19 protein-coding genes and 2 pseudogenes are annotated in these 19,112 nt (G+C 59.3%); 15 read left to right on the top strand and 6 right to left on the bottom strand.

What is annotated here, in order from left to right; genetic code table 11:
• The first annotated feature begins 68 nt into the window (after positions 1 to 68).
• From NKH83_RS18950 to NKH83_RS18925, 6 genes are all read left to right on the top strand, one after another.
• Positions 69 to 1,151 carry an amidohydrolase family protein gene (locus NKH83_RS18950; RefSeq protein ID WP_352752401.1) on the top strand — a complete coding sequence of 361 codons (1,083 nt, stop codon included), beginning with the start codon at positions 69 to 71 and terminating at the stop codon, positions 1,149 to 1,151.
• A gap of 11 nt (positions 1,152 to 1,162) precedes the next feature.
• Positions 1,163 to 1,516 carry a Rieske (2Fe-2S) protein gene (locus NKH83_RS18945; protein WP_292653661.1) on the top strand — a complete coding sequence of 118 codons (354 nt, stop codon included), beginning with the start codon at positions 1,163 to 1,165 and terminating at the stop codon, positions 1,514 to 1,516.
• 113 nt (positions 1,517 to 1,629) lie between these two features.
• The gene (locus NKH83_RS18940) at positions 1,630 to 3,237 is read left to right on the top strand and encodes an ABC transporter substrate-binding protein (RefSeq protein WP_352806582.1); all 1,608 of its coding nucleotides are present in this window, start codon (positions 1,630 to 1,632) and stop codon (positions 3,235 to 3,237) included.
• A gap of 100 nt (positions 3,238 to 3,337) precedes the next feature.
• Positions 3,338 to 4,384 (top strand): ABC transporter permease, encoded by a 1,047-nt coding sequence (locus tag NKH83_RS18935; protein ID WP_352806579.1) that lies wholly within the window; start codon positions 3,338 to 3,340, stop codon positions 4,382 to 4,384.
• Positions 4,381 to 5,265, top strand: coding sequence for an ABC transporter permease (locus tag NKH83_RS18930; RefSeq protein WP_352647125.1), 885 nt, complete (start codon positions 4,381 to 4,383; stop codon positions 5,263 to 5,265). The genes NKH83_RS18935 and NKH83_RS18930 overlap by 4 nt, the downstream gene beginning before the upstream one ends.
• Complete coding sequence (locus NKH83_RS18925; RefSeq protein WP_352806575.1) at positions 5,255 to 6,886, top strand: ABC transporter ATP-binding protein; 1,632 nt, start codon at positions 5,255 to 5,257, stop codon at positions 6,884 to 6,886. Before NKH83_RS18930 ends, NKH83_RS18925 begins: the two co-directional genes overlap by 11 nt.
• 342 nt (positions 6,887 to 7,228) lie before the next feature.
• On the opposite strand, the gene NKH83_RS18920 is transcribed toward NKH83_RS18925, so the two are convergent.
• Positions 7,229 to 7,396: a hypothetical protein gene (locus NKH83_RS18920; protein ID WP_352806573.1), complete on the bottom strand. Its 168-nt coding sequence runs from the start codon at positions 7,394 to 7,396 to the stop codon at positions 7,229 to 7,231.
• A gap of 316 nt (positions 7,397 to 7,712) precedes the next feature.
• A pseudogene (locus tag NKH83_RS18915) lies at positions 7,713 to 7,960 on the bottom strand (type II toxin-antitoxin system VapC family toxin); the annotation flags it as partial.
• Between the two features lie 313 nt (positions 7,961 to 8,273).
• On the opposite strand from NKH83_RS18915, the gene NKH83_RS18910 reads away from it, so the two are divergent.
• Both NKH83_RS18910 and NKH83_RS18905 read left to right on the top strand, forming a co-directional pair.
• Entirely contained in the window at positions 8,274 to 8,528 is a 255-nt protein-coding gene (locus NKH83_RS18910; protein ID WP_352806571.1) for a type II toxin-antitoxin system VapB family antitoxin, read from the top strand.
• Positions 8,528 to 8,932: a type II toxin-antitoxin system VapC family toxin gene (locus tag NKH83_RS18905; RefSeq protein WP_352806568.1), complete on the top strand. Its 405-nt coding sequence runs from the start codon at positions 8,528 to 8,530 to the stop codon at positions 8,930 to 8,932. The genes NKH83_RS18910 and NKH83_RS18905 overlap by 1 nt, the downstream gene beginning before the upstream one ends.
• Before the next feature lie 889 nt (positions 8,933 to 9,821).
• Here the strand turns inward: NKH83_RS18905 and NKH83_RS18900 are convergent.
• A complete protein-coding gene (locus NKH83_RS18900) occupies positions 9,822 to 10,070 on the bottom strand; it encodes a hypothetical protein (protein ID WP_502895587.1) in 249 nt (82 codons plus the stop codon).
• A gap of 470 nt (positions 10,071 to 10,540) precedes the next feature.
• Here NKH83_RS18900 and NKH83_RS18895 point away from each other — a divergent pair, with 470 nt between their 5' ends.
• From NKH83_RS18895 to NKH83_RS18885, 3 genes are all read left to right on the top strand, one after another.
• On the top strand, positions 10,541 to 12,538 hold the full coding sequence (locus tag NKH83_RS18895; protein ID WP_352806566.1) for a conjugal transfer protein TraG: 1,998 nt from the start codon (positions 10,541 to 10,543) through the stop codon (positions 12,536 to 12,538).
• Positions 12,539 to 12,542: 4 nt separating this feature from the next.
• The gene (locus NKH83_RS18890) at positions 12,543 to 12,977 is read left to right on the top strand and encodes a CopG family transcriptional regulator (RefSeq protein ID WP_352806564.1); all 435 of its coding nucleotides are present in this window, start codon (positions 12,543 to 12,545) and stop codon (positions 12,975 to 12,977) included.
• A gap of 247 nt (positions 12,978 to 13,224) precedes the next feature.
• A complete protein-coding gene (locus NKH83_RS18885; RefSeq protein WP_352806561.1) occupies positions 13,225 to 13,401 on the top strand; it encodes a hypothetical protein in 177 nt (58 codons plus the stop codon).
• A 772-nt stretch (positions 13,402 to 14,173) separates the two neighbouring features.
• On the opposite strand, the gene NKH83_RS18880 is transcribed toward NKH83_RS18885, so the two are convergent.
• Together NKH83_RS18880 and NKH83_RS18875 are read right to left on the bottom strand one after the other, a co-directional pair.
• Positions 14,174 to 14,479 carry a hypothetical protein gene (locus tag NKH83_RS18880; protein WP_352806559.1) on the bottom strand — a complete coding sequence of 102 codons (306 nt, stop codon included), beginning with the start codon at positions 14,477 to 14,479 and terminating at the stop codon, positions 14,174 to 14,176.
• Between the two features lie 520 nt (positions 14,480 to 14,999).
• Positions 15,000 to 15,900: pseudogene (locus NKH83_RS18875) on the bottom strand (hypothetical protein).
• 273 nt (positions 15,901 to 16,173) lie between these two features.
• Between NKH83_RS18875 and NKH83_RS18870 the strand changes: the two are divergent.
• The 3 genes from NKH83_RS18870 (at position 16,174) to NKH83_RS18860 (ending at position 17,164) form a co-directional block, all read left to right on the top strand.
• Entirely contained in the window at positions 16,174 to 16,296 is a 123-nt protein-coding gene (locus NKH83_RS18870) for a hypothetical protein (protein WP_292654615.1), read from the top strand.
• Between the two features lie 186 nt (positions 16,297 to 16,482).
• On the top strand, positions 16,483 to 16,587 hold the full coding sequence (locus NKH83_RS18865) for a DUF2905 family protein (protein WP_352806555.1): 105 nt from the start codon (positions 16,483 to 16,485) through the stop codon (positions 16,585 to 16,587).
• A gap of 451 nt (positions 16,588 to 17,038) precedes the next feature.
• Positions 17,039 to 17,164, top strand: a complete 126-nt coding sequence (locus tag NKH83_RS18860; protein ID WP_352806552.1) for a hypothetical protein — start codon at positions 17,039 to 17,041, stop codon at positions 17,162 to 17,164.
• A 245-nt stretch (positions 17,165 to 17,409) separates the two neighbouring features.
• On the opposite strand, the gene NKH83_RS31680 is transcribed toward NKH83_RS18860, so the two are convergent.
• Positions 17,410 to 17,793 (bottom strand): DUF3072 domain-containing protein, encoded by a 384-nt coding sequence (locus NKH83_RS31680; protein WP_502895584.1) that lies wholly within the window; start codon positions 17,791 to 17,793, stop codon positions 17,410 to 17,412.
• Between the two features lie 63 nt (positions 17,794 to 17,856).
• Here NKH83_RS31680 and NKH83_RS18850 point away from each other — a divergent pair, with 63 nt between their 5' ends.
• Positions 17,857 to 18,978, top strand: a complete 1,122-nt coding sequence (locus NKH83_RS18850; RefSeq protein WP_352806551.1) for a GSU2403 family nucleotidyltransferase fold protein — start codon at positions 17,857 to 17,859, stop codon at positions 18,976 to 18,978.
• Positions 18,979 to 19,112: the final 134 nt, after the last annotated feature.

Genomic DNA, 19,112 nt, shown 5'->3' with positions numbered 1-19,112 from the left:
AGGCCGAAGCTGCACTCGGTGAAATCGGCCGGCAGATCGACCAGGCTGAAGCTACGGAGCTGAGCAACGTGTTCATAGTCGACTGCGATTGTCACAATTACTGGTCAAGCGCGACCGTGTTGGAGCCTTACCTTTCCGGCCTATGGAAGGACATGTTCGTCGAAGGCGAGAAGACAGGTCCCGTTGGCGCCTTCCCGCATGGCCATCGTCCCTGGTTTCATCCGCAGGACTTCTCCCGCAAGGACGTCCGTCCGAAGACGGAAGCCGACAACTATCTCATCATGAAGGAGAAGCACCTCGACAAGTACAACGTCGATGTGGCGATCCTGACTGGCGATGAGCCGATCGAGGCTTCCACTCTCGCCAATCCCTATTATGCCAGCGCCCTCGTCAGCGCCTATAATGACTACCAGATCGACCAATGGCTGCCGAAGGACGACCGCTTCATGGGCTCGATCATCATCGCGCCACAGGATCCGAAGCTCGCGGCCGCCGAGATACGCCGCCTGGGCAATCATCCGCGCATGGTTCAGGTTCTTGCCTCGCAAGGCTCCGTCAAGCCCTATGGCGATCCGTTTTACCATCCGATCTACGAAGCATGCGCCGAGGTGGGGCTGCCCTTTGCCATACATCTGGGCGGCCATGGCGGCGTGAATTCGACTGCGATCGCTCCTGCGCCGACGACATTCTTCTGGGAGACGCACGCCATCCTTCACATGTCGGCGATTTCACATGTCGCAAGCATGATTGCGCATGGCGTCTTCGAAAAATGGCCGGACCTCTACTTCGTGGTCATCGAATGCGGCGTCGCCTGGGTGCCGTCGGTGCTGTGGCGCCTGGACGCAGATTACAAAGCCCTACGAAAAGAGACGCCATGGCTGAAGATGCTGCCTTCCGAATATTGCCGGCGCAACATCCGCTTTTCCACGCAGCCGCTGGAGCAGCCCGCAAATATTCAGCATCTCTGGTCCACTTTGGAAGCGATGGACGGGGAAAATACGCTGATGTTTGCCTCCGACTATCCGCATTGGGACTATGACGATGCCAACACGCTGCAACTCCCTCCCGCCTGGAAGAGCAAGATCATGGGCCTGAATGCGCTGGAGGTTTACAAGCGCATCCCCCGCGCGCAAGCGGCGAATGCCGCCTGAGGAAGCAGACAATGCCCGAGAAGACATATATCTGTCGCGTTGACGAGATCGAAACCGGATCTCCCTTTATTGCCAAAATCCGCAGCCTTTCGGTCGGCGTTTTCCGCATCGGAGATTCATTCCACGCGCTGCTGAACGTTTGTCCCCACCGTGGAGCTCCGCTTTGCGAGGGGCCGCAATGCGGAACAACTGCACCGGTCGAAGAGGCGCAATTCATCTATCACCGCGAAAACGAGATCGTGCGCTGCGCCTGGCATGGCTGGGAATTCGACATCAAATCAGGCGCGGCCCTGGTCGATCCGTCCGTTCGCGCGCGCACATTTCCAGTCACTGTCGAGGCGGGCAGCATCTATGTGACGGCCTGATTGAGGTGCTGATTTGAGCAGTCAGAAGAAAGGGTGATCGCAGCTAACAAGCAGATTTCTACACAGGGTGCGTGACGAACAATAACGCGGAAAATCCGCAATGGGAGAGTCAAATGTCAGAATCTGAATACAAGCTTGGTATCGCTCAAAGCCTGATTGGTCGCGGCAAGATTTCCCGTCGCGACTTCATTCATCTTGGGCTGGCCGCTGGGCTGACGCTCACCGCTGCGGACAAGCTCTTCGTCAGCACCGCGCGGGCCGAACCGCTGCAGGGCGGCTTCGCCAAGCTCGGCATGGCACATGGCGCAACAACCGATTCGATCGATCCGGCCGGCTACCTGGATACGTTCACACAGACCGCGTTCTCGGGCTCGATGTCCAACAGCCTCACCGAGGTCGACGCGAAAGGCAACGTCCAACCAGACCTTGCCGAGAGCTTTGAATCATCGGACGGGGCCAAAACCTGGGTCTTCAGGCTGCGCAAGGGCGCAACCTTCCACGATGGCAAGAATCTCACGGCGGACGACGTCGTGGCTTCGCTGCGCTATCATATGGGCGACGAAACCAAATCGGCGGCGAAGCCACTGCTTGAGCCCGTCGCAAGCATCAAGGCGGATGGCCCGGAGACGGTTGTCTTCACGTTGAAGAGCGGCAACGCCGATTTCCCCTACATCATGAGCGACTACCATCTGGTCATCATGCCGGCCAAGGACGGCAAGGCGGATTGGGGATCGGGCGTTCGCACCGGTGCTTTCGTGCTTGAGAACTTCCAGCCCGGCGTTTCGGCCAAGCTCAAGCGCAATCCGAACTACTTCAAGAACGGCAAACCCTATCTCGACGAGGTGGAGTTCATCGCCATCACCGATCTCGCCGCCCGCATGGCCGCGCTGTCGACAGGGGAGGTGGACTATATTGGCCGCGCCGACCTCAAGACCCTCGGCATGTTGAAACGCAATCCCAAGGTGGAGATCGTCGAGGTCACCGGCTATGGCCACTATACCTTACCGATGAATGTCACGATGGCGCCGTTCGACAATCCAGACGTCCGAATGGCTTTGAAATGGGCGATCAACCGTCAGGAGATCGTCGACAAGATATTTCTCGGCCACGCCACTGTGGCCAACGACAACCCGATCGCGCCGGCGATCAAATTCGCTACGAATCCGCAGCCGCAACACAGTTTTGATCCCGAAAAAGCCAAGCACTATCTGAAAAAGGCCGGAATGGAAAAGCTGAAGGTTGACCTGTCGGTCGCCGATGCCGCCTTTGCAGGCGCGGTGGACGCGGCTGCGCTCATCCGCGAGACGGCAGCCCAGTGCGGAATCGATGTAAACGTCGTGCGTGAGGCCGAGGACGCCTATTGGGACAATGTCTGGCTCAAGAAACCTTGGTGCGCTTCCTATTGGAGCGGTCGCGCGACGGCCGACTGGATGTTCACGCAAGCCTTCGCCGCAGACTCCAGCTGGAACGAGTCGTTCTGGAAAAATCCCCGCTTCAACGAGTTGCTTGTCCAGGCGCGCGCCGAGACGGACGAGGCCAAGCGGGCGGCAATGTATGCCGAGATGCAGCAACTGACCCATGATGATGGCGGCAGCATCGTGCTGGTGTTCAACAATTTCGTCAGCGCCAAATCCAGCAAGCTCGCACATGGCGAAGTGGCGCCGAACTGGGAGAACGATGGACTGAAGATGGCCGAACGCTGGTGGATTGCCACTGCGTGAAAGTGCGGGCCGGACCCGCGATGGCTATTAGGCTCCGGCTTGCAACCGCGTGCCCTGACTGGTGTGGCAGGGCGGCGGCAGCAACGGGAAACGCGTACCCATGAACCCCGTCGCAAGAACGGTTCTGCAGCGGCTTGGCCTCGGCCTGGTCACGCTGTTCATCGTGTCCATCATTATCTTCTCTGCGATTGCAATGCTGCCGGGCGACTTCGCCAAGGCGATGCTCGGGCAATCCGCGACACCCGAAACGGTCGCCGCCTTCCAGCGAGAAATCGGCATCGACCGTCCGCCTGTCGAGCGCTACTTCGTCTGGGTCGGGCAGATGCTCCACGGTGATTTCGGCTCTTCATTCGCGAGCCGCACCGGGTACCGGCGCACCGTGGCCGAGATCATCGCGCCACGCCTCTACAATACGATGTTCCTTGCATCGATGACCGCGCTGATTGCAGTTCCGCTGGCCCTGGGACTGGGCATCCTCGCTGCGCTCTACCGCAATGGCTGGTTCGACCGGCTGGTGAACGCAGTGACGCTGACAACCATTTCGTTCCCGGAGTTTTTCGTTGCCTATATGCTTGCCTACCTCGTCATCTCGCGCGACACGTTCATCGGATCCGAGTTCGCACAATCCCTGCCGCACTGGCTTGCGGTCTCGCTGAACTGGATACTCAATGCAGTTCCCAAGTTCCCGACATTGTCGAATGTCAACGACCAGACGCCGTTCTGGGACCATGTTTGGAGAGTAGCCTTGCCGGCGATTACGCTTACGCTCGTCATCATTGCCCACATGATGAGAATGACACGAGCGGCGATCATCAACATGCTGGCAAGCCCTTATATCGACATGGCGCGTCTTAAGGGAATGTCGCCCATGACAATCGTACTCAGGCATGCGTTGCCCAACGCATGGGCTCCGATCGTCACGGTGGTGGCGTTCAATCTTGCTTATCTCGTCGTCGGAGTGGTCGTGGTCGAAGTGGTGTTCGTCTATCCCGGCATTGGTCAGCTGATGGTTGATGCGGTGAAATCCAGGGACGTTCCGGTTGTCCAGGCCTGCGCCCTGATTTTCGCGGCGACCTACATCCTGCTCAATCTGACCGCCGACATCATTTCGATCGCCACTAATCCAAGGCTCTTGCATCCACGATGACCAGCTACGAACCAATCGCTCAGGTTCACAGGCTGAGGCGCTCGCGCACCACCCGGGCGAAGACGGCGCTGAAGAAGGCACCCTTCAGTGCGTGGTTCGGCATCCTCGTGATCCTCGGCTATGTCATCGTTGCGGTGTTCGCGCACTGGATAGCCCCATACGGCGAAACGCAGGTCTTCAGCGAAGCCTTCGCACCGTGGAGCCAGCAGTTCAAACTGGGAACCGACCAGCTCGGCCGCGATATGCTCACACGCTTGATCTACGGAGCGCGCAACACCATCGGTATCGCGGTCGCCACCACATTGCTGTCCTTCGCGGTTGGCGTCTCGCTCGGCCTTCTTGCCGCATTGTACAGGGGATGGCTCGACCAGATACTGTCGCGTGCCGTGGATGTGTTGATGTCGATCCCAAGTCTGATCTTCGCCCTGGTGCTGCTCTCGATCTTCGGCTCGTCGATCACCAGCCTGATCATCATCATCGCGCTGCTCGATTCCACGCGCGTGTTTCGGCTAGCACGTGCCGTCGGGCTTAACGTGGCCGTGATGGAATATGTCGAGGTGGCGCGATTGCGCGGCGAAGGCCCGAAATGGATCATCGCCAAGGAAATCCTTCCCAATGTCATGCCGCCGCTGGTCGCGGAGTTCGGCTTGCGATTTTGCTTTGTATTCCTCACGATCGCAGCACTGTCCTTCCTGGGCGTTGGTATTCAGCCGCCGACCGCTGATTGGGGGTCGATGGTGCGCGAGAATGCGACCCTGATCACCTACGGCGATGTCACGCCGCTGCTGCCGGCCGGCGCGATTGCCCTCCTCACGGTCTCCGTGAATTTCGTCGTCGACTGGTTCCTCCACGCAACAAGTGGGTTGCGGGATGAAAAATAGCGCCCCCGGCTTGCGCGAAAAAGGCAAGGATCTGCTTCAGATCCGCAATTTGCATGTGGAAGGCTTCTCGGACGAGCGGTGGCATCCCATTGTCCGCGGGGTCGATCTGGCGCTGAAGCGGGGGGAGGTTCTTGGCCTGATCGGCGAGTCTGGCGCCGGCAAATCCACCATTGGCCTTGCGGCGATGGGTTACGCCAAGCCGGGCTGCCGAATCACAAAGGGCTCGATCCTGTTCGACGGGATCGATCTTCTGGCACTCAGCGAGACAGGGCGCCGCCGCCTCAGAGGCTCCCGCATCGCCTATGTCGCGCAAAGCGCCGCGGCCTCTTTCAATCCAGCTCACCGACTCCTCGATCAGACTGTCGAAACTGTGGTGGCGCATGGGATTGCCAGCCGAGAAAAAGCGAACCGGAGTGCGGTCGATCTCTATCGCCGTCTTCAGCTTCCAGATCCGGAGACCATCGGCTTTCGCTATCCTCATCAGGTTTCCGGCGGACAATTGCAACGGGCAATGACCGCGATGGCGATGGCTTGTCGTCCCGACCTCATCGTCTTCGACGAGCCAACGACGGCGCTCGATGTGACGACGCAGGTCGAAGTTCTCGCCTCCATTCGCAACATCGTGGAGGAATTCAACACGGCTGCAATCTATGTGACGCATGATCTGGCGGTGGTGGCGCAAATGGCGGACCGCATCATGGTTTTGCGTCATGGACTTACCGTGGAAGAGGCTGAAACACGCCAGATGCTCGCCCATCCCAGCCAGGAATATACCAGAACGCTCTGGGCCGTGCGCAAGCTCGCCAAGCCCGAAGTTCCGGCCGATGAATATCTGCTTACGATAGACAACGTCACCGCGGCTTACGCCCGGACGGTAAAGGTGCTCCAGGATGTCTCAATCAAAGTTCCACGTGGAAGAACAGTGGCTGTGGTCGGCGAATCCGGTTCCGGGAAATCGACGCTCGCTCGCGTTGTTACCGGCCTGTTGCCGCCGCTTTCGGGGTCGATTTCCTTTGCCGGCCATGCCCTTTCCAAGACCCTTAAGGCGCGCCCAAAAGAGATTCTGCGCCGCATACAGATGATTTATCAAATGCCCGACAACGCCCTAAATCCGCGCCAGACAGTCGAAGAAGTCATAGCTCGGCCGCTTGAATTCTACCTCGGCCTCAAGGGCGCGCAGCGGGATCGGCGGATCGGCGAACTCATGCACATGGTCGAGATGAGCGAAACTTACCTGGACCGTCTGCCGGCCGAACTGTCGGGGGGCCAGAAGCAGCGCGTTTGCATAGCCCGAGCGTTGGCCGCCGATCCGGAACTCATCATCTGCGACGAAATCACGTCTGCGCTCGACCAGATTGTGCAGGAGGAGATCCTGAAGCTCTTAATGCGGCTTCAGCGCGAGCTCGGCATGAGCTACGTTTTCATCACTCATGACATTGCCACCGTGCGGGCGATCGCCGACGAAATTGTGGTCATGCACCAGGGGAAAGTCGTTGAGCAGGGATTAAAGAGCGAAATTCTCACGCCGCCGCATGCCCCCTATACCGAACGGCTTTTATCCTCCGTGCCAGAAATGGATCCGGACTGGCTCACAAGGCTGCTGGCCAGCCGGAGGATGTGATCGTCGGGCAGACCGTCGGGTGTCTTCCATACCGCACGATTTACAGCTTCGCGGTCGGCTGTACGAGACAATGCGGGAAAATTGATGGTTCTCGCCGCACCATCCAATTGGGCACGGCATTAAGCGTCAGGTTCATCAAGACCTTTATGACCGCCGATGCATGACCCTGCGACTCTGCCATATGTCGAGGACATTCAAGATATACGTGATTGGCCCGCCAAGCATGAAGACGATGCCCAGCGGCGCCGACCGAAAATTTTCAGCATGTTCTAAGCGGCGGCGCCAAGCAGTTCCGAAGATAGCAGTACGAACGGATACGGAGAGGGCCCGAGGTATGGTAACTTAGTCCACCATGTCGCGCAGTGGCTTCTTGCGCTTCTGTGGCCGGTATCTCTCGACCAGCCTGGCCCTGTCGATGTCGAGCGTAACGAGCAGTCCAAGGTCGATCGTCACCTTCTCGTCCATCTGGGTGACCTCACCACTCAGTTCAATGTGCTGGGCGCGATGCACCTTCGTGCGATCGACGGTCGAGTGCCGAGAGCCATAGCTCGGAATCGAGACGCTTGCGCAGTCCTCTGTGGCCCCGCCTCCGTATGATTGCCGTGATTGCGACCACGCCACCAATTCCAATTGCCCGCACCACTGAAATGAGTCTGGAGCGTGCACGGCCTGAAAACGGATTGCTAATGTGCGAGACAGCCCGCTTCGCTCTTAGTCTAGCGAGTATGGCCCAGCGGCTTGGTTGCGGGGGGACTGGCAGCTAGACGCCGCTGGGCCACCAGCGAGCTTAAGAGGAGGCGCTGTGCTGGCTGACGAAAACTTGCGCTCAAGGCAACGGAAACGCATCATTCGAACGAACACCGCCCGCCGCAAGCTTATTCCCAGTGACTCGCGCCGCCTTGATCTCGGCGTGCGCAAAATCGTCGCCTTTGAACACCAGCGGCTCTCCCGTGAGCGAGGCCCATAGGAACAGTCGCCGAAATTGAGCCCCGCAGGATGCCGCCCCTTTCCATAGCGATGCCACGCCCGCCGAGCCTGGTCGGCGTGTTCCGCCGCGACGGCGATGATTTCGACGCGCAGTTCATCCACCACGATCATCCGCACAAGGGCTACATCTGGGTGATGCAGAAGTTCAAGCGTTAAAACAATGAGCCTTGCGCCGCGCCTGCTGCGGAAACATACCTCCTGGCATCAGCCGCCGCGGATTGGAGGGCAAAAGTGTCAATAGATCCGAACCACCTGTCTCCGGGTGCATTCGCAGGTCGCTCATCATCCTGGCGACGGCGCTCCGATGATCGCTGCATACGCCGCCCCGCCGCCGGAACGACGGAGCATTGAAAAAAGCTACACAATAGCGTAATGATGGATACGCGATTGGAGCTACACATTGACCTTGAACATCCGAAATGATGAAGCTGACAAACTGGCGCGGGAGCTTGCCCGCCTCGACCGCACCAATATCACCGACGCGGTGATTTCCGCTCTCCGTGAGACAATCCGAAACCGGATGCACAAGGAGCGGCCGCGCGAGACTGCACAGAAGATTCTGGCAAGACATGGCCTGTCTTTCCAACCTGATCGAAAGCCGGTCCCACAAGAAGCCTATCACGACCTGGATCACGATCTGCAGGGCGACGAATAATGTTCGTGGATGCCTGTGCCATCGTCTCGATGATGGCTGGCGAGGACACGGCCGATAGCTATGAAGCCGCCTTGCTGGAAGCGGCCTCCCCCTTCACATCGACGCTCGCCGCGTGGGAGGCGATTATTGTTCTATCCCGGCCGGACCAGCTGAATTGCCCGTACAACGCCGCCGAGGCCGTCGTGGTCGAATGGCTGGAAGCCAGAAGGATCGCGCTTCGCGAGCCAGGATCGCCGCTGCGGGTACTGTCCTATGCCATCGCGGTTGCCGAAAGACACGGAATTGGCAGACGCTACCTCAGCAATTTCGATTGCTTTCACTACGCCTATGCCAAGGCGATGCGCGCGCCCCTGCTGACGCTCGACGGGCTCTTGCGCGAAACCGAAGTGAAGACGCTGCCATAAAGCCAACGGCCTTTCCGCGGAAAAGAGCCGTAGCCGGAACGCGCCCCCCATAGAGCGCCGTGTGTATGCCATTGCGATGAAGTCGGGCGAGCCGTTCGCCTTGGCGGCGCTCTGGGAGAATTGGCGCGACCCGCTACCGGCGACAACATCCGCACCTTCACGGTGCTTACCTGTGAGCATATCTGGGGACGCGTCTATGATCAGGTCCATTGGGCGACCACTGAATTGGGTCCCAATCAAAAGGATTCGTCTGGTTCTTTTCTTTCCTCGCATGGTATGAGGACGTGAAACGGGCAAAAAAAGAAGCTCGTCCTGCTCCTCGACGGGCCCGGCCTGTCGCTTCACGGGCGCGCAAGCAGACCTGCTCCGATACATCGAGGAGGAACTAAAGCCCAACCATCAGGTCATCTACACTACGCACTCTCCCTTCATGAATCGCGCTCGCCGTTGACCCACGAGACGGCCAGCGCGCTGCCGGTCATGATCGCGATTGCGGAATTCGAGAATCCCTTGCTCGATCCCTACGGTCTGGAGCTCGCGTACCGCATTGCCGTTGCGCGACGTCGCTCACCGCGCTTCCACGTGTGCTCAGTAGGCAGAAAGCGTCTGGCGCCTGTTCAGACTCTCCGCGCTGATTGGCGTAATCTGCTCGGATTGGCAATTGGCAGGTCGTGGGTAGCGCTTGCTGAAGACTTCCGTGCTTCCCGCCGGGAGCGGGGGCATGGGATAGATGCCAGCCAGAGGCCAACGCGCAGAACCATCAGCAGCGACGACATCGCGAAAATGGCCGAGGCCGCAGCACTGGCGGTTGCCGCGTCCAGTCGACCTGACAGAAGCAGCATTAATCTCTTGCAGGCCATCGCTGCCGCGCGCCAGCGCAAAATAACGGTTATCGAGAGCGTTTTTCAGCTTTCCCAAGCCCATGCCCAAACGGGGTTGCGAGGGGGTCCCATCGATTGCGCACTAAGGGTCTTCGCTGGCCGCGCCGATGATCTCGTCGGCGCTGCGAGCATCGAGCACGGGCAGGGCGGCCACAGCGCCGGCGGCTGGCAGCTCGGTCTTCGAGCATTGCCGCCTTGCGAGTGTCTGATCCGACTCGAGGTAGGCGCTCCTCAAGTGGGCGCTTGATAGCGATGATAATAGTCTCGCCGGTGCGCTGTGCCAGTGCGCTCGCCAGTTGTTCGGTATCTTTGTCTTTACGGCGCGTTGTACGTCAATTGCCGACGTTCCCTATCGCTGAGGACAAGTCGACCGGAGGAACGCCGCGTGAACGTGACCCTTGTGTGAGGTGCATTCAGGAGACTCCGCCGATTTCATGAAGCTCGTCCGTGTCAAGGTAGAAGATCTGGCTGCTGGCAGCTAGGTACATGCAAATCGACTGATGCCAGCCATGCCGCCGGGCCCTTCTGCAACTTGGGCACAGGCTCGCCCGCTCCACTTTGATGTCTCTGCCCAAGTGAAATACTTTCCAAAGAAATCTCGAACCGAAATCTGCAAGTCTTTCTCTCTCAGAGTACGTCCTGCCGCTTTTGACAGCTCCGTCCCCTTGCAGATCTCGACACTCGATCTTTTCTCGTTGTTGGGATCATCCAGGTCGGAGAAGCGACAATGCCGGCAACCAAGATTTTGTGGGGACAGGTCCTCACCGCCCTTGGGTTAGTCCTCGTGACAACATGGGCAGCGACAGAATGGACGGCATGGCGGCTCGGCTTTCAAAGCCAACTCGGTCCATCGTGGTTCGAACTGGCGGGACAGCCCGTCTATCCTCCGCCAGCATTTTTCTGGTGGTGGTTTTTCTACGACGCGTACGCGCCGAAGGTCTTTCTCGAGGGCGCGGCGATTGCGGCGAGCGGCAGCCTCATGGCCATCGCCGCCGCGATCGGGATGTCGCTGTGGCGGGCGCGCGAGGCAAAGGACACCGCGACCTATGGCTCGGCGCGCTGGGCGACGCGAGACGAAATCAGAGCCGCTGGCATGATCGGTCCAGACGGCCTGGTGCTGGGTAAGTTTGACCGACACTATCTGCGCCATGACGGTCCGGAGCACGTGCTGTGTTTCGCACCGACCCGAAGCGGCAAGGGCGTCGGCTTGGTCGTGCCGTCGCTGCTGACCTGGCCGGGTTCGGCGATTGTCCACGACATCAAAGGCGAAAACTGGGAACTGACGGCCGGATGGCGGGCACGCTTCGGCCGGGTGCTTCTGTTCGATCCAACCAATGCTGGATCCGCAGCCTACAACCCTCTGCTTGAGGTGCGACGAGGCGAGTGGGAGGTTCGAGACGTGCAGAACGTGGCGGATGTCCTTGTCGACCCAGAAGGCACATTGGAACGCCGCAATCACTGGGAGAAGACCAGCCATGCGCTGCTGGTCGGCGCCATACTGCATGTGCTCTATGCGGAGAAGGACAAGACTCTTGCCGGCGTGGCAAACTTTCTTTCCGATCCACAGCGGCCAATTGAGACAACGCTGCGCGCCATGATGCTGACGCGACATTTGGCCGACGCCGGTCCGCATCCTGTCGTGGCGTCGGCTGCCCGAGAACTGCTCAACAAATCCGAAAACGAGCGCTCCGGCGTGCTCTCGACGGCCATGAGTTTTCTGGGCCTCTACCGCGATCCGGTTGTGGCCAAGGTGACGTCATGTTGCCACTGGCGGATCGCCGACCTTGTCGAGGAGAGACGGCCAACGACCCTCTATTTGGTCGTGCCGCCATCGGATATCAGCCGCACAAAGCCGCTAATCCGCCTGGTGCTTAACCAGATCGGCCGCCGACTGACGGAAGATCTCCATGCCAAGGACCGTCGACAGCGTCTTTTGATGATGCTCGACGAGTTCCCGGCGCTCGGCCGGCTCGATTTCTTCGAAAGCGCGCTGGCCTTCATGGCCGGCTATGGCATCAAGTCGTTCCTGATCGCACAATCGCTCAATCAGATCGAAAAGGCCTACGGACCGAACAATTCCATCCTCGACAATTGTCATGTGCGGGTGAGTTTCGCCACCAATGACGAGCGGACAGCCAAGCGCGTCTCAGACTCTCTGGGGACCGCGACCGAGTTGCGCGCCATGAAGAACTATGCGGGGCACAGACTGTCGCCCTGGCTCGGGCATCTGATGGTGTCGCGGCAGGAAACGGCGCGCGCTCTCATGACTCCGGGCGAGATTATGCAGCTGCCGCCCACCGACGCAATCGTCATGATCTCGGGCCAGTTCCCAATCCGAGCGAAGAAGGCACGCTACTTCGCCGATCAGCGGCTTACCGAGCGTGTTCTGCCGCCACCGAAAGACGGCGAGAGCTTGAAAACTGAACGCTCTGACGACTGGACCGGAACGACGAGTCTCCCGAAGCAGGAGGGCATTGCTCAAGAAGCGAGGTCCGCCACGGATCAGCAGGACGACGATCCGGCCAACGGCGGCATCCGCCGTCAGCCCGAGCTTCCCGAACACGAGGACATCGCAGCGGAGCGAACGGCACGGCGCGACGATGAGTTCGATCTCGACCGGGACGAGCCCGACGATGACGCCGTACGTCGTCGCAGTGTCGATCAAGCGATGAGACGCGCAGCACGTCAGGCCGCTCTTGACCCCAGTGATGGCATTGAGCTTTGAGCCCATGAAGAACGCCAAGAAAAAACGTCTCTCTGCCTATCTTGATCCTGACGTGATGAACGCACTGGCCGATTACGCTGGGCGGCGCGAGGTCTCGCTGTCACTGGTCGCCGAGGCTGCGCTCGCATCGTTTCTGTCGCCGGATGCCGAAGAGCGGAAGCAAGCGGCGATAACTCGCCGCCTCGACCAGATCGATCGACGCGTGCAGCGTGTCGAGCGTGACGTCGGAATTGCTATTGAGACGCTAGCATTGTTCGTCCGGTTTTGGCTCAACTCGACCCCAGCCTTGCCGGAATCCGCTCAGGCCGAAGCCCGCGCAAAGGGTTTGCAGCGTTACGACAATTTCGTCGATGCGCTCGGTCGCCGGCTCAGCAAAGGACCAAGGCTCAGGCAAGAGATAGCCGACGATGTCCCGCCAGCTCCGCCAGCGACCGCATGAGCTGCCGGGCAAGACAGGCGCTTCAACAGCCCAACCCCGGTGCCCGATTTCGGAGCTATTTTGCGCAGCGGATGCCCATCAGATCATCTTTCATCGGAGCGGCGGGCCTCGGCGGGGGTTATTGACAGCGAAACCGGACATGGGGCCACGAATCGATGCCTAGGGCTTCTTCTTAGGCGCAGTAACTTTGAAACAAATCCTGCCGGCAGGCGTTCCAGCATGGCGGGCGGCGTTGCCGGAGGACCCAATGCCCGACGAATACAATGACATCGTCATCCCCCAAGACCACGATGCATCGCCACTTGGGGAGGAGGAGTATTTCGTCGTCTGCCCGGCGTGCGGTCAGGCGTTCGACATCAGGTGTATGGCAGAGGCGCTTCATCACAACGAGCTGGGCCACGAGCCCTACGACCTTGACTCGTAGTAGGCAGTTACCGACGAACGTCGACGAACGTCGAGCCTGGTCGAGACCCACACCGAGGGTAAGTTCTCGCTCATCTGGCCGGCGTTGCCGTTTGATCGGCTTACAACGAATCCCCGTCGCAAGGGCGGAGCTTCGCCGGCACGCTATGTCGTGACAGATACCTTGCGCCTTCAGCGACGACTTGATTGCCGTTGCGGTTGTTTTCAACGCGGTCGCGGCCGTCACCAGGTTGTTAACCCAGGGGAGGGCGCTTACTCCACCGCAACCATGTCGCCCAGTTCCGTCGCGACGGTTCGAAGCAGACCTATTGCCCGCATCGGGGCCCGGGACGAACATGTGATCTCCATAATGGGTACGAGCCGGCGCCCATCGCGATTGAAACTGCTGACCGGCGATCAGGCGCTCGTTGCAGACAAAGGTTACGATCGATCGCGATGCCCGCGCTGCCTTCACCCGAAATGTGCTGGGCGTCTCCTTTCACAGCGCACACGTGCGACACGTCCTGGACGGGCGCGCCGCCTGTTGCTGAGTGCGACGATCGCGAATCCGAACGCTGGACGGCAGGTGAGGCGCGGTTGCGATAGGCCAGATCTGACTGACCAGTAATCCGAAGCCGCCAAGGACGCACTACGCTGGACGCGTGCCCTAGCCGTCCAGCTCCCATTTGTCCTTCGTCCGCTCCATATCCGGCTGGACCGCGCCGCACCCTTGGGCTGTTCAAAGGCGCGGGCATCTTCCCTACGCCGACACCGGCCGTTGTATCGCCGGAGCGTCAAACCGCTGAAGTCCGGTGGTGCTTTCTCAGCCGGGTGATCGCCGACTTGTCGACCGTGATCACCCCGCCGCAGTCAATTCGCACAGTGAGTTTGTTCGCCAGGCGATCGATGCGGGTGACGTCCCCAACAAGAACCACTCGGTCGCCGGCGCGGACTTTGGGTGGCGGATCAATCGTGTAAGGATGGTCATACGAAGGAATGCTCACCCTGGCGCGCCCGCTGGGGAGAATCGTGATGACGATACCTGTCAGCGTAACCTCATCGCCGACCTCAAATTCGCGAGGCATGTTAACGTGCAGCATGGTCTTCCTCCCGATGCCTTCCTAATTGATGCTTTGCTAAATTAATGCCCGGCCAACCATGTTGGTTGCTTGCATTCGACTTCGTACGGTTCCGCACAATTCCAGGCTGGGGTATGCACTCCCAGTTGGCCTCGGATCGGCCTTGTGTGTGTCAAATTCTGCAGAAATGGTTTAACATTCAGCGATGACCTTGGCGCGCCCGCCCAGCCACGTGTTAGCGGAGCGGGGACTTCCTCTCGGTCCGGCGATGGCCATAAAGGCGGAGCGTGGAGCGGAAATGGATGTTTCGCCTTCGGGTACGTCGTTCCGGTAAATTCGATGAACGGCGACGCTGGCTTCAGCCGCCACGCGGGTTATTGGAGCCAGATCATTGATGCGGGTGTCGCGCGCCTACGGCAGATCAAGTTCGGTTTCATGCGTTCCGATCTTCAAGGCCAGCGACGCCGGCAATGTTCAGCCAGCTCTTATGTTGTTCGCAATCGCTGCACATGGAAGGTTCCGATCGGTTGACATTTCAACATTAGAGCAACCGGACAGACGCTGGATGGGGCCCAAGCTTTGCCCTTCTTCGGGCCAAGCTTCGAGCTTCTTGGCGAGCTATCCTGAGCTCGGGCAGCGTTGGTTGCCACCAGCCTGGCTGCCGTTCCGTTAACCCGGCAGCACGCCGAGCGGGCCATGTTCTAATCAATTCAGTCAATGTCGCCGGCCGCCATCTGCCCCAGACATGGTCGACCGTCGCCTCGATCAAATGCGGATAGAACGCTGCTAGCTCCGAGGCGTCGACGAGTTCGCCCGAAATCTCGGTGAAGACCACGATGCCATATTGCTCCGTGGCCACGGCACGGCCAAGCTGGGGTAAATCGTCAGGGGGCAAGGGATAGCGACGTCGCTTGCGTTCGGCATACCGCAATCTGGCGGCTTTATATTCCCCGGAGTCTTTGGCCGCTTCCCGTCGCCGTTTCCTCTCCTCCGGTTCTGCGCGGCGTGCGGCCCTTTCGATGCTTGGCCAATGGCGCCTCAACTCCTCGTACGAGCGGAAAGGCACCCTCCAGGCCCGCAGTTCGTCGTCCCAGCTCGCCCATGGAACGGCTCGCAGTTCTTCGAGAACCGTCCGCGAATATGGCGTGCGGATGCGCAGGTCGTCCGCGACTTCCAGATACCGGCTCGACAGGGAATCGAAGGCGAAGGCGTCTCGTCCCTTGCTGTCATCATGTGCTACTTGTAGATCCGCCTCTTGCAAGCCAGCGCTGGATGCGCCGCGCTGCATTCTTTCCCGGCACGAACCAGCTTTTGCGCTCGTCACTCCACCTGGCGCGCGGGAATGTCTGTCGAAACCGCTCAACCGCCGCGCGATCGTACGGAAAGCGCGCTTCGGCACCAGGAGCTGTCTGCCGTGCAGCAGAGACGTCGGATTTTTCCATCAGATTGCGAAGCACAACACTGCTCGCAAACAACGCGGTGCAGGTCATTTGGGTCCGAAAACACCAGGACGTTCGGTCAGAGCCGCAAGGGGAAGCCAATGAGGCGATCGGTGAAACTGCTCAACGCCCTGGCGTGGCGAAACCTTCGCCGCGCCGGACCGTTTACTCTGCTCCAGGAGAGGTCCACTCATGCCCAGACGAGATGCAAAAAACCCAACGGCCAGACGGCCAACGAGCCCTCGTTCGCGTCCCCTGAAAGGCGAGGAGACGGAAGTGAACCACATCGTCGAAACGCAAAGTGTATCGCCAGCCCAGGCGCGAGAGCTTGTGCGCCGGCACGGAAACGATTGGCGTAAGATCGATGAAGCCGCCAAGTCCTATAAGGACGACAGCTAAGCACTTCTGAGCCGGGGAAAGGGAGCTTTGTCACGGCAATCCGCGGGGTTGCAAATCGACGGATCGGCTTGAGGCGACGGATGACCACTATCGCAATGTTCATGGTCAGCCACTATATTCCCGGCCGGCTGGCGCCATGTCCAGAACTCTGATTGTCGTTGGCTGATTATAGTTGCCATAGGCCTATTGTGGCCCTGGTTGTCGCGGGTCGGTCTGGGCAGATTGCTTGGTGACATCGTGATCCAACGTGAGAACTTCACGTTTATACTTCGGTCGGCACTGGGATTCTGATCAGCATCGTGCTTTCGTTTGTTCTGTGGCTACTCAACCGATAGCGAGGACGGCGAGCCCGCGTCGCCGGAGGAAAAGAGCGACTTGGGCCGATCGGAGCTATCCGATCTGGCAGCAAAAATATGAGGGAAAGAGTTTGTTGCGTGGGCAGAACTTTCCTGCGCGCCGGTGTTCCATCGCGTGAGTAAAAAGCCCGCCGCACAGTTTGATGCGCGAGGCCGATCAAGCGCTGTTGCACCCGGCCGGAGCTCGGGGCGGGCATGCCCGGTGCGCGCGGATCACAGGGATCTTAGATGCATCAGCTGCAATGCGTCCACCAACCGACGGTTGGACAACACGAGGCTTGATTCCGAGAGCTTTCTCTCCGTGCCGAAGGGGCAAGATAGTTGCAGGAACTCAGCCTTGGCGCGGCACGTTGCTAAGTCGTTGGCCTTCGCAAAGGATGTATGCAATGGCGAAAGACATATCTCGCGAGGAAGAGCAACGCGGCACCGAAAAAGTTCTCTTGTGGGGCGCTGCGATCGCTCTTGTCCTTTTTGTGTCCCTGCTGACCATCGCCCTCGTCGGGACGTCCTGATCTGTTTAGACAGCAGGATTGGACCGGCGGGCGCGAGGTCTTGTGAGCTTAGGGGCGGATGCCGGGCTGGTGCACCCTATAAGCCGCTCCCATCCGCCGTTTGTCTTCTCGATCGCGAGTCGAGCAGCAACGCGCTGAATTGAATTCAGAAAAATTAATTGCGCAGGTCACAACCTACAGCAAAACTGTCCCAATCCGACCCGATCGGCGGTCCTTCGCTGGAGACGAAAAGCCACGGGCGGACGCTACAGGCCCAACTTCTCCCGGAGTGCATCAATGCGTTTAGAAGCTTCCGCCTTGCTGAGGCCATCAGCATAGGCGTCAGGGTCGTCGGCCTGTTCGGCCAGAGTTTTCAAATAGGAGGCTTGTGCGGGAGTCATTGGGTCATCTCCGCTGACCCAATCTTCCGGGTCCTTTTCGACATTTGCCGATGCCTCGATTTTTGGGTTGTGCCGGTCAACCATGCTCAATCTCCCTTGATGATCACCATAATGAGAAATGATCATGATTTGTTCCGCCACATTGTTAGCCTTCTCTGACCGTTTGCATCGGCCCGGTCTGCGGATCGAAGATAACCAGCGAAGGCCGCCTTCGAGCGGCGGTTTTGCTTCGACTGCGCTGTCGTACAAAGGCTGCTCCGTCGTCAAATTTTATAATTAATACAGCCCGTTCAACAGTCGCAATGGAATCACGTGAGAGCTGTTGCAATCGACCGCTCCGCCGCCTATTGTGTCTTGCAACAGATCCGAGTTAAACGCAGGGTAACTGTTGAATTGACTGATTTTGTTGAGTTAAATAACGATCAGCGTCGGGAAAAAGTCAATTCCGACCAACGTTTCATTGCGCTCAAAGAGGCCCAAAGGAAGGCGAAGAGCTTTCGGGGATCCCTCGTCTGGCACACCGTGAACGGCATCGACCATTTGATGCGAAGCTACTACGACGCCGCTGGCGTACGACACCAAAAGGCAGAGGGTCGGCGCTCGCCGGCGAGCGAAGCTGTCAAGGCGGATTGGGAAGCCGCTCGCGCGTCCGCCCAAGAAACGCTCTCTGCGCGACAGGAGCAGATGGAGCGCCAATCTGCTGTCAATCGCGCGCTCCGGCTTGGGCGTGTTCCCCTGATCGCCGCAAGAATTGTCAGAGCAATCGATAACGCCGGTCTTCTCGGGGAAGGCATTCGTATTGCAGGCACGAATGCGATCTACGCCTATGAGGCGGCGGCGGGAGTGTTCGTGGATCCCGGAATCACCTCGACGCAAGATATCGATCTCCTCATGGACTCGCGCCAGTCCCTCAGGATCATGTCTGGCGCCAACGTCGAAGATGGAGCGCTCATCAACCTTTTGCGCAAGGTCGATCGGTCTTTCGAGCGTTCATCCGCTACGTTCCGCGCGGTGAACCGCGACGGGTACCTCGTCGATCTGATCAAACCGCTCGCAAACCCGGCGTGGAAGCCGAGCCGGGAAACTATCGGGAAGGCCGACGACGAATTGGTGGCCGCCGAGATCGCTGGCCTGGCATGGTTGGAAAATGCCCCTGCTTTCGAAGCAATCGTCATCGATGAAAAAGGCGGACCGTTACGGCTTGTGGTTCCCGATCCGCGTATTTTTGCCGCTCACAAATTCTGGGTCTCAAAACGAGCTGACCGCGAGGCAATCAAGCGCCGTCGCGACCTGGCCCAAGCGCAAGTGGTTGCCCGGCTGACGACGCAGTATCTCGAGCATCTCCCCTACGAAGCAAGCGACCTTCGAGTCCTCCCAAGGGCCGTTTTCGACGAGGCCCATCATTTATTCGCGCGACCAGCGTCGCGGCCGTGAATGTGTGAGCAACTGTTGGCCGCCTGGATTGGCCCTCAACTTCCAATCGATCGAAGACGCGGCCCAGCAGCGCCAGATCGGAGGGACAATGACGCCAGCTTGCTCTGCTTTGGGATCAACTGGCATGACACCTC

Source organism: Mesorhizobium sp. M0909, assembly GCF_040319515.1.
Taxonomy (GTDB): Bacteria; Pseudomonadota; Alphaproteobacteria; order Rhizobiales; family Rhizobiaceae; genus Mesorhizobium.
The sequence above is the reverse complement of the archived record's forward strand: the minus strand, read 5'-3'. Positions and strand labels throughout refer to the sequence as shown.

Excerpts from the sequence above, each read along its gene's own strand:
- NKH83_RS18925 (WP_352806575.1), top strand. The coding sequence starts at position 5,255 with ATGAAAAATAGCGCCCCCGGCTTGCGCGAAAAAGGCAAGGATCTGCTT.
- NKH83_RS18885 (WP_352806561.1), top strand. The coding sequence starts at position 13,225 with ATGCCCGACGAATACAATGACATCGTCATCCCCCAAGACCACGATGCA.
- NKH83_RS18890 (WP_352806564.1), top strand. The coding sequence starts at position 12,543 with ATGAAGAACGCCAAGAAAAAACGTCTCTCTGCCTATCTTGATCCTGAC.
- NKH83_RS18860 (WP_352806552.1), top strand. The coding sequence starts at position 17,039 with ATGGCGAAAGACATATCTCGCGAGGAAGAGCAACGCGGCACCGAAAAA.
- NKH83_RS18930 (WP_352647125.1), top strand. The coding sequence starts at position 4,381 with ATGACCAGCTACGAACCAATCGCTCAGGTTCACAGGCTGAGGCGCTCG.
- NKH83_RS18940 (WP_352806582.1), top strand. The coding sequence starts at position 1,630 with ATGTCAGAATCTGAATACAAGCTTGGTATCGCTCAAAGCCTGATTGGT.
- NKH83_RS18895 (WP_352806566.1), top strand. The coding sequence starts at position 10,541 with ATGCCGGCAACCAAGATTTTGTGGGGACAGGTCCTCACCGCCCTTGGG.
- NKH83_RS18880 (WP_352806559.1), bottom strand. The coding sequence starts at position 14,479 with ATGCTGCACGTTAACATGCCTCGCGAATTTGAGGTCGGCGATGAGGTT.
- NKH83_RS18935 (WP_352806579.1), top strand. The coding sequence starts at position 3,338 with ATGAACCCCGTCGCAAGAACGGTTCTGCAGCGGCTTGGCCTCGGCCTG.
- NKH83_RS18945 (WP_292653661.1), top strand. The coding sequence starts at position 1,163 with ATGCCCGAGAAGACATATATCTGTCGCGTTGACGAGATCGAAACCGGA.
- NKH83_RS18905 (WP_352806568.1), top strand. The coding sequence starts at position 8,528 with ATGTTCGTGGATGCCTGTGCCATCGTCTCGATGATGGCTGGCGAGGAC.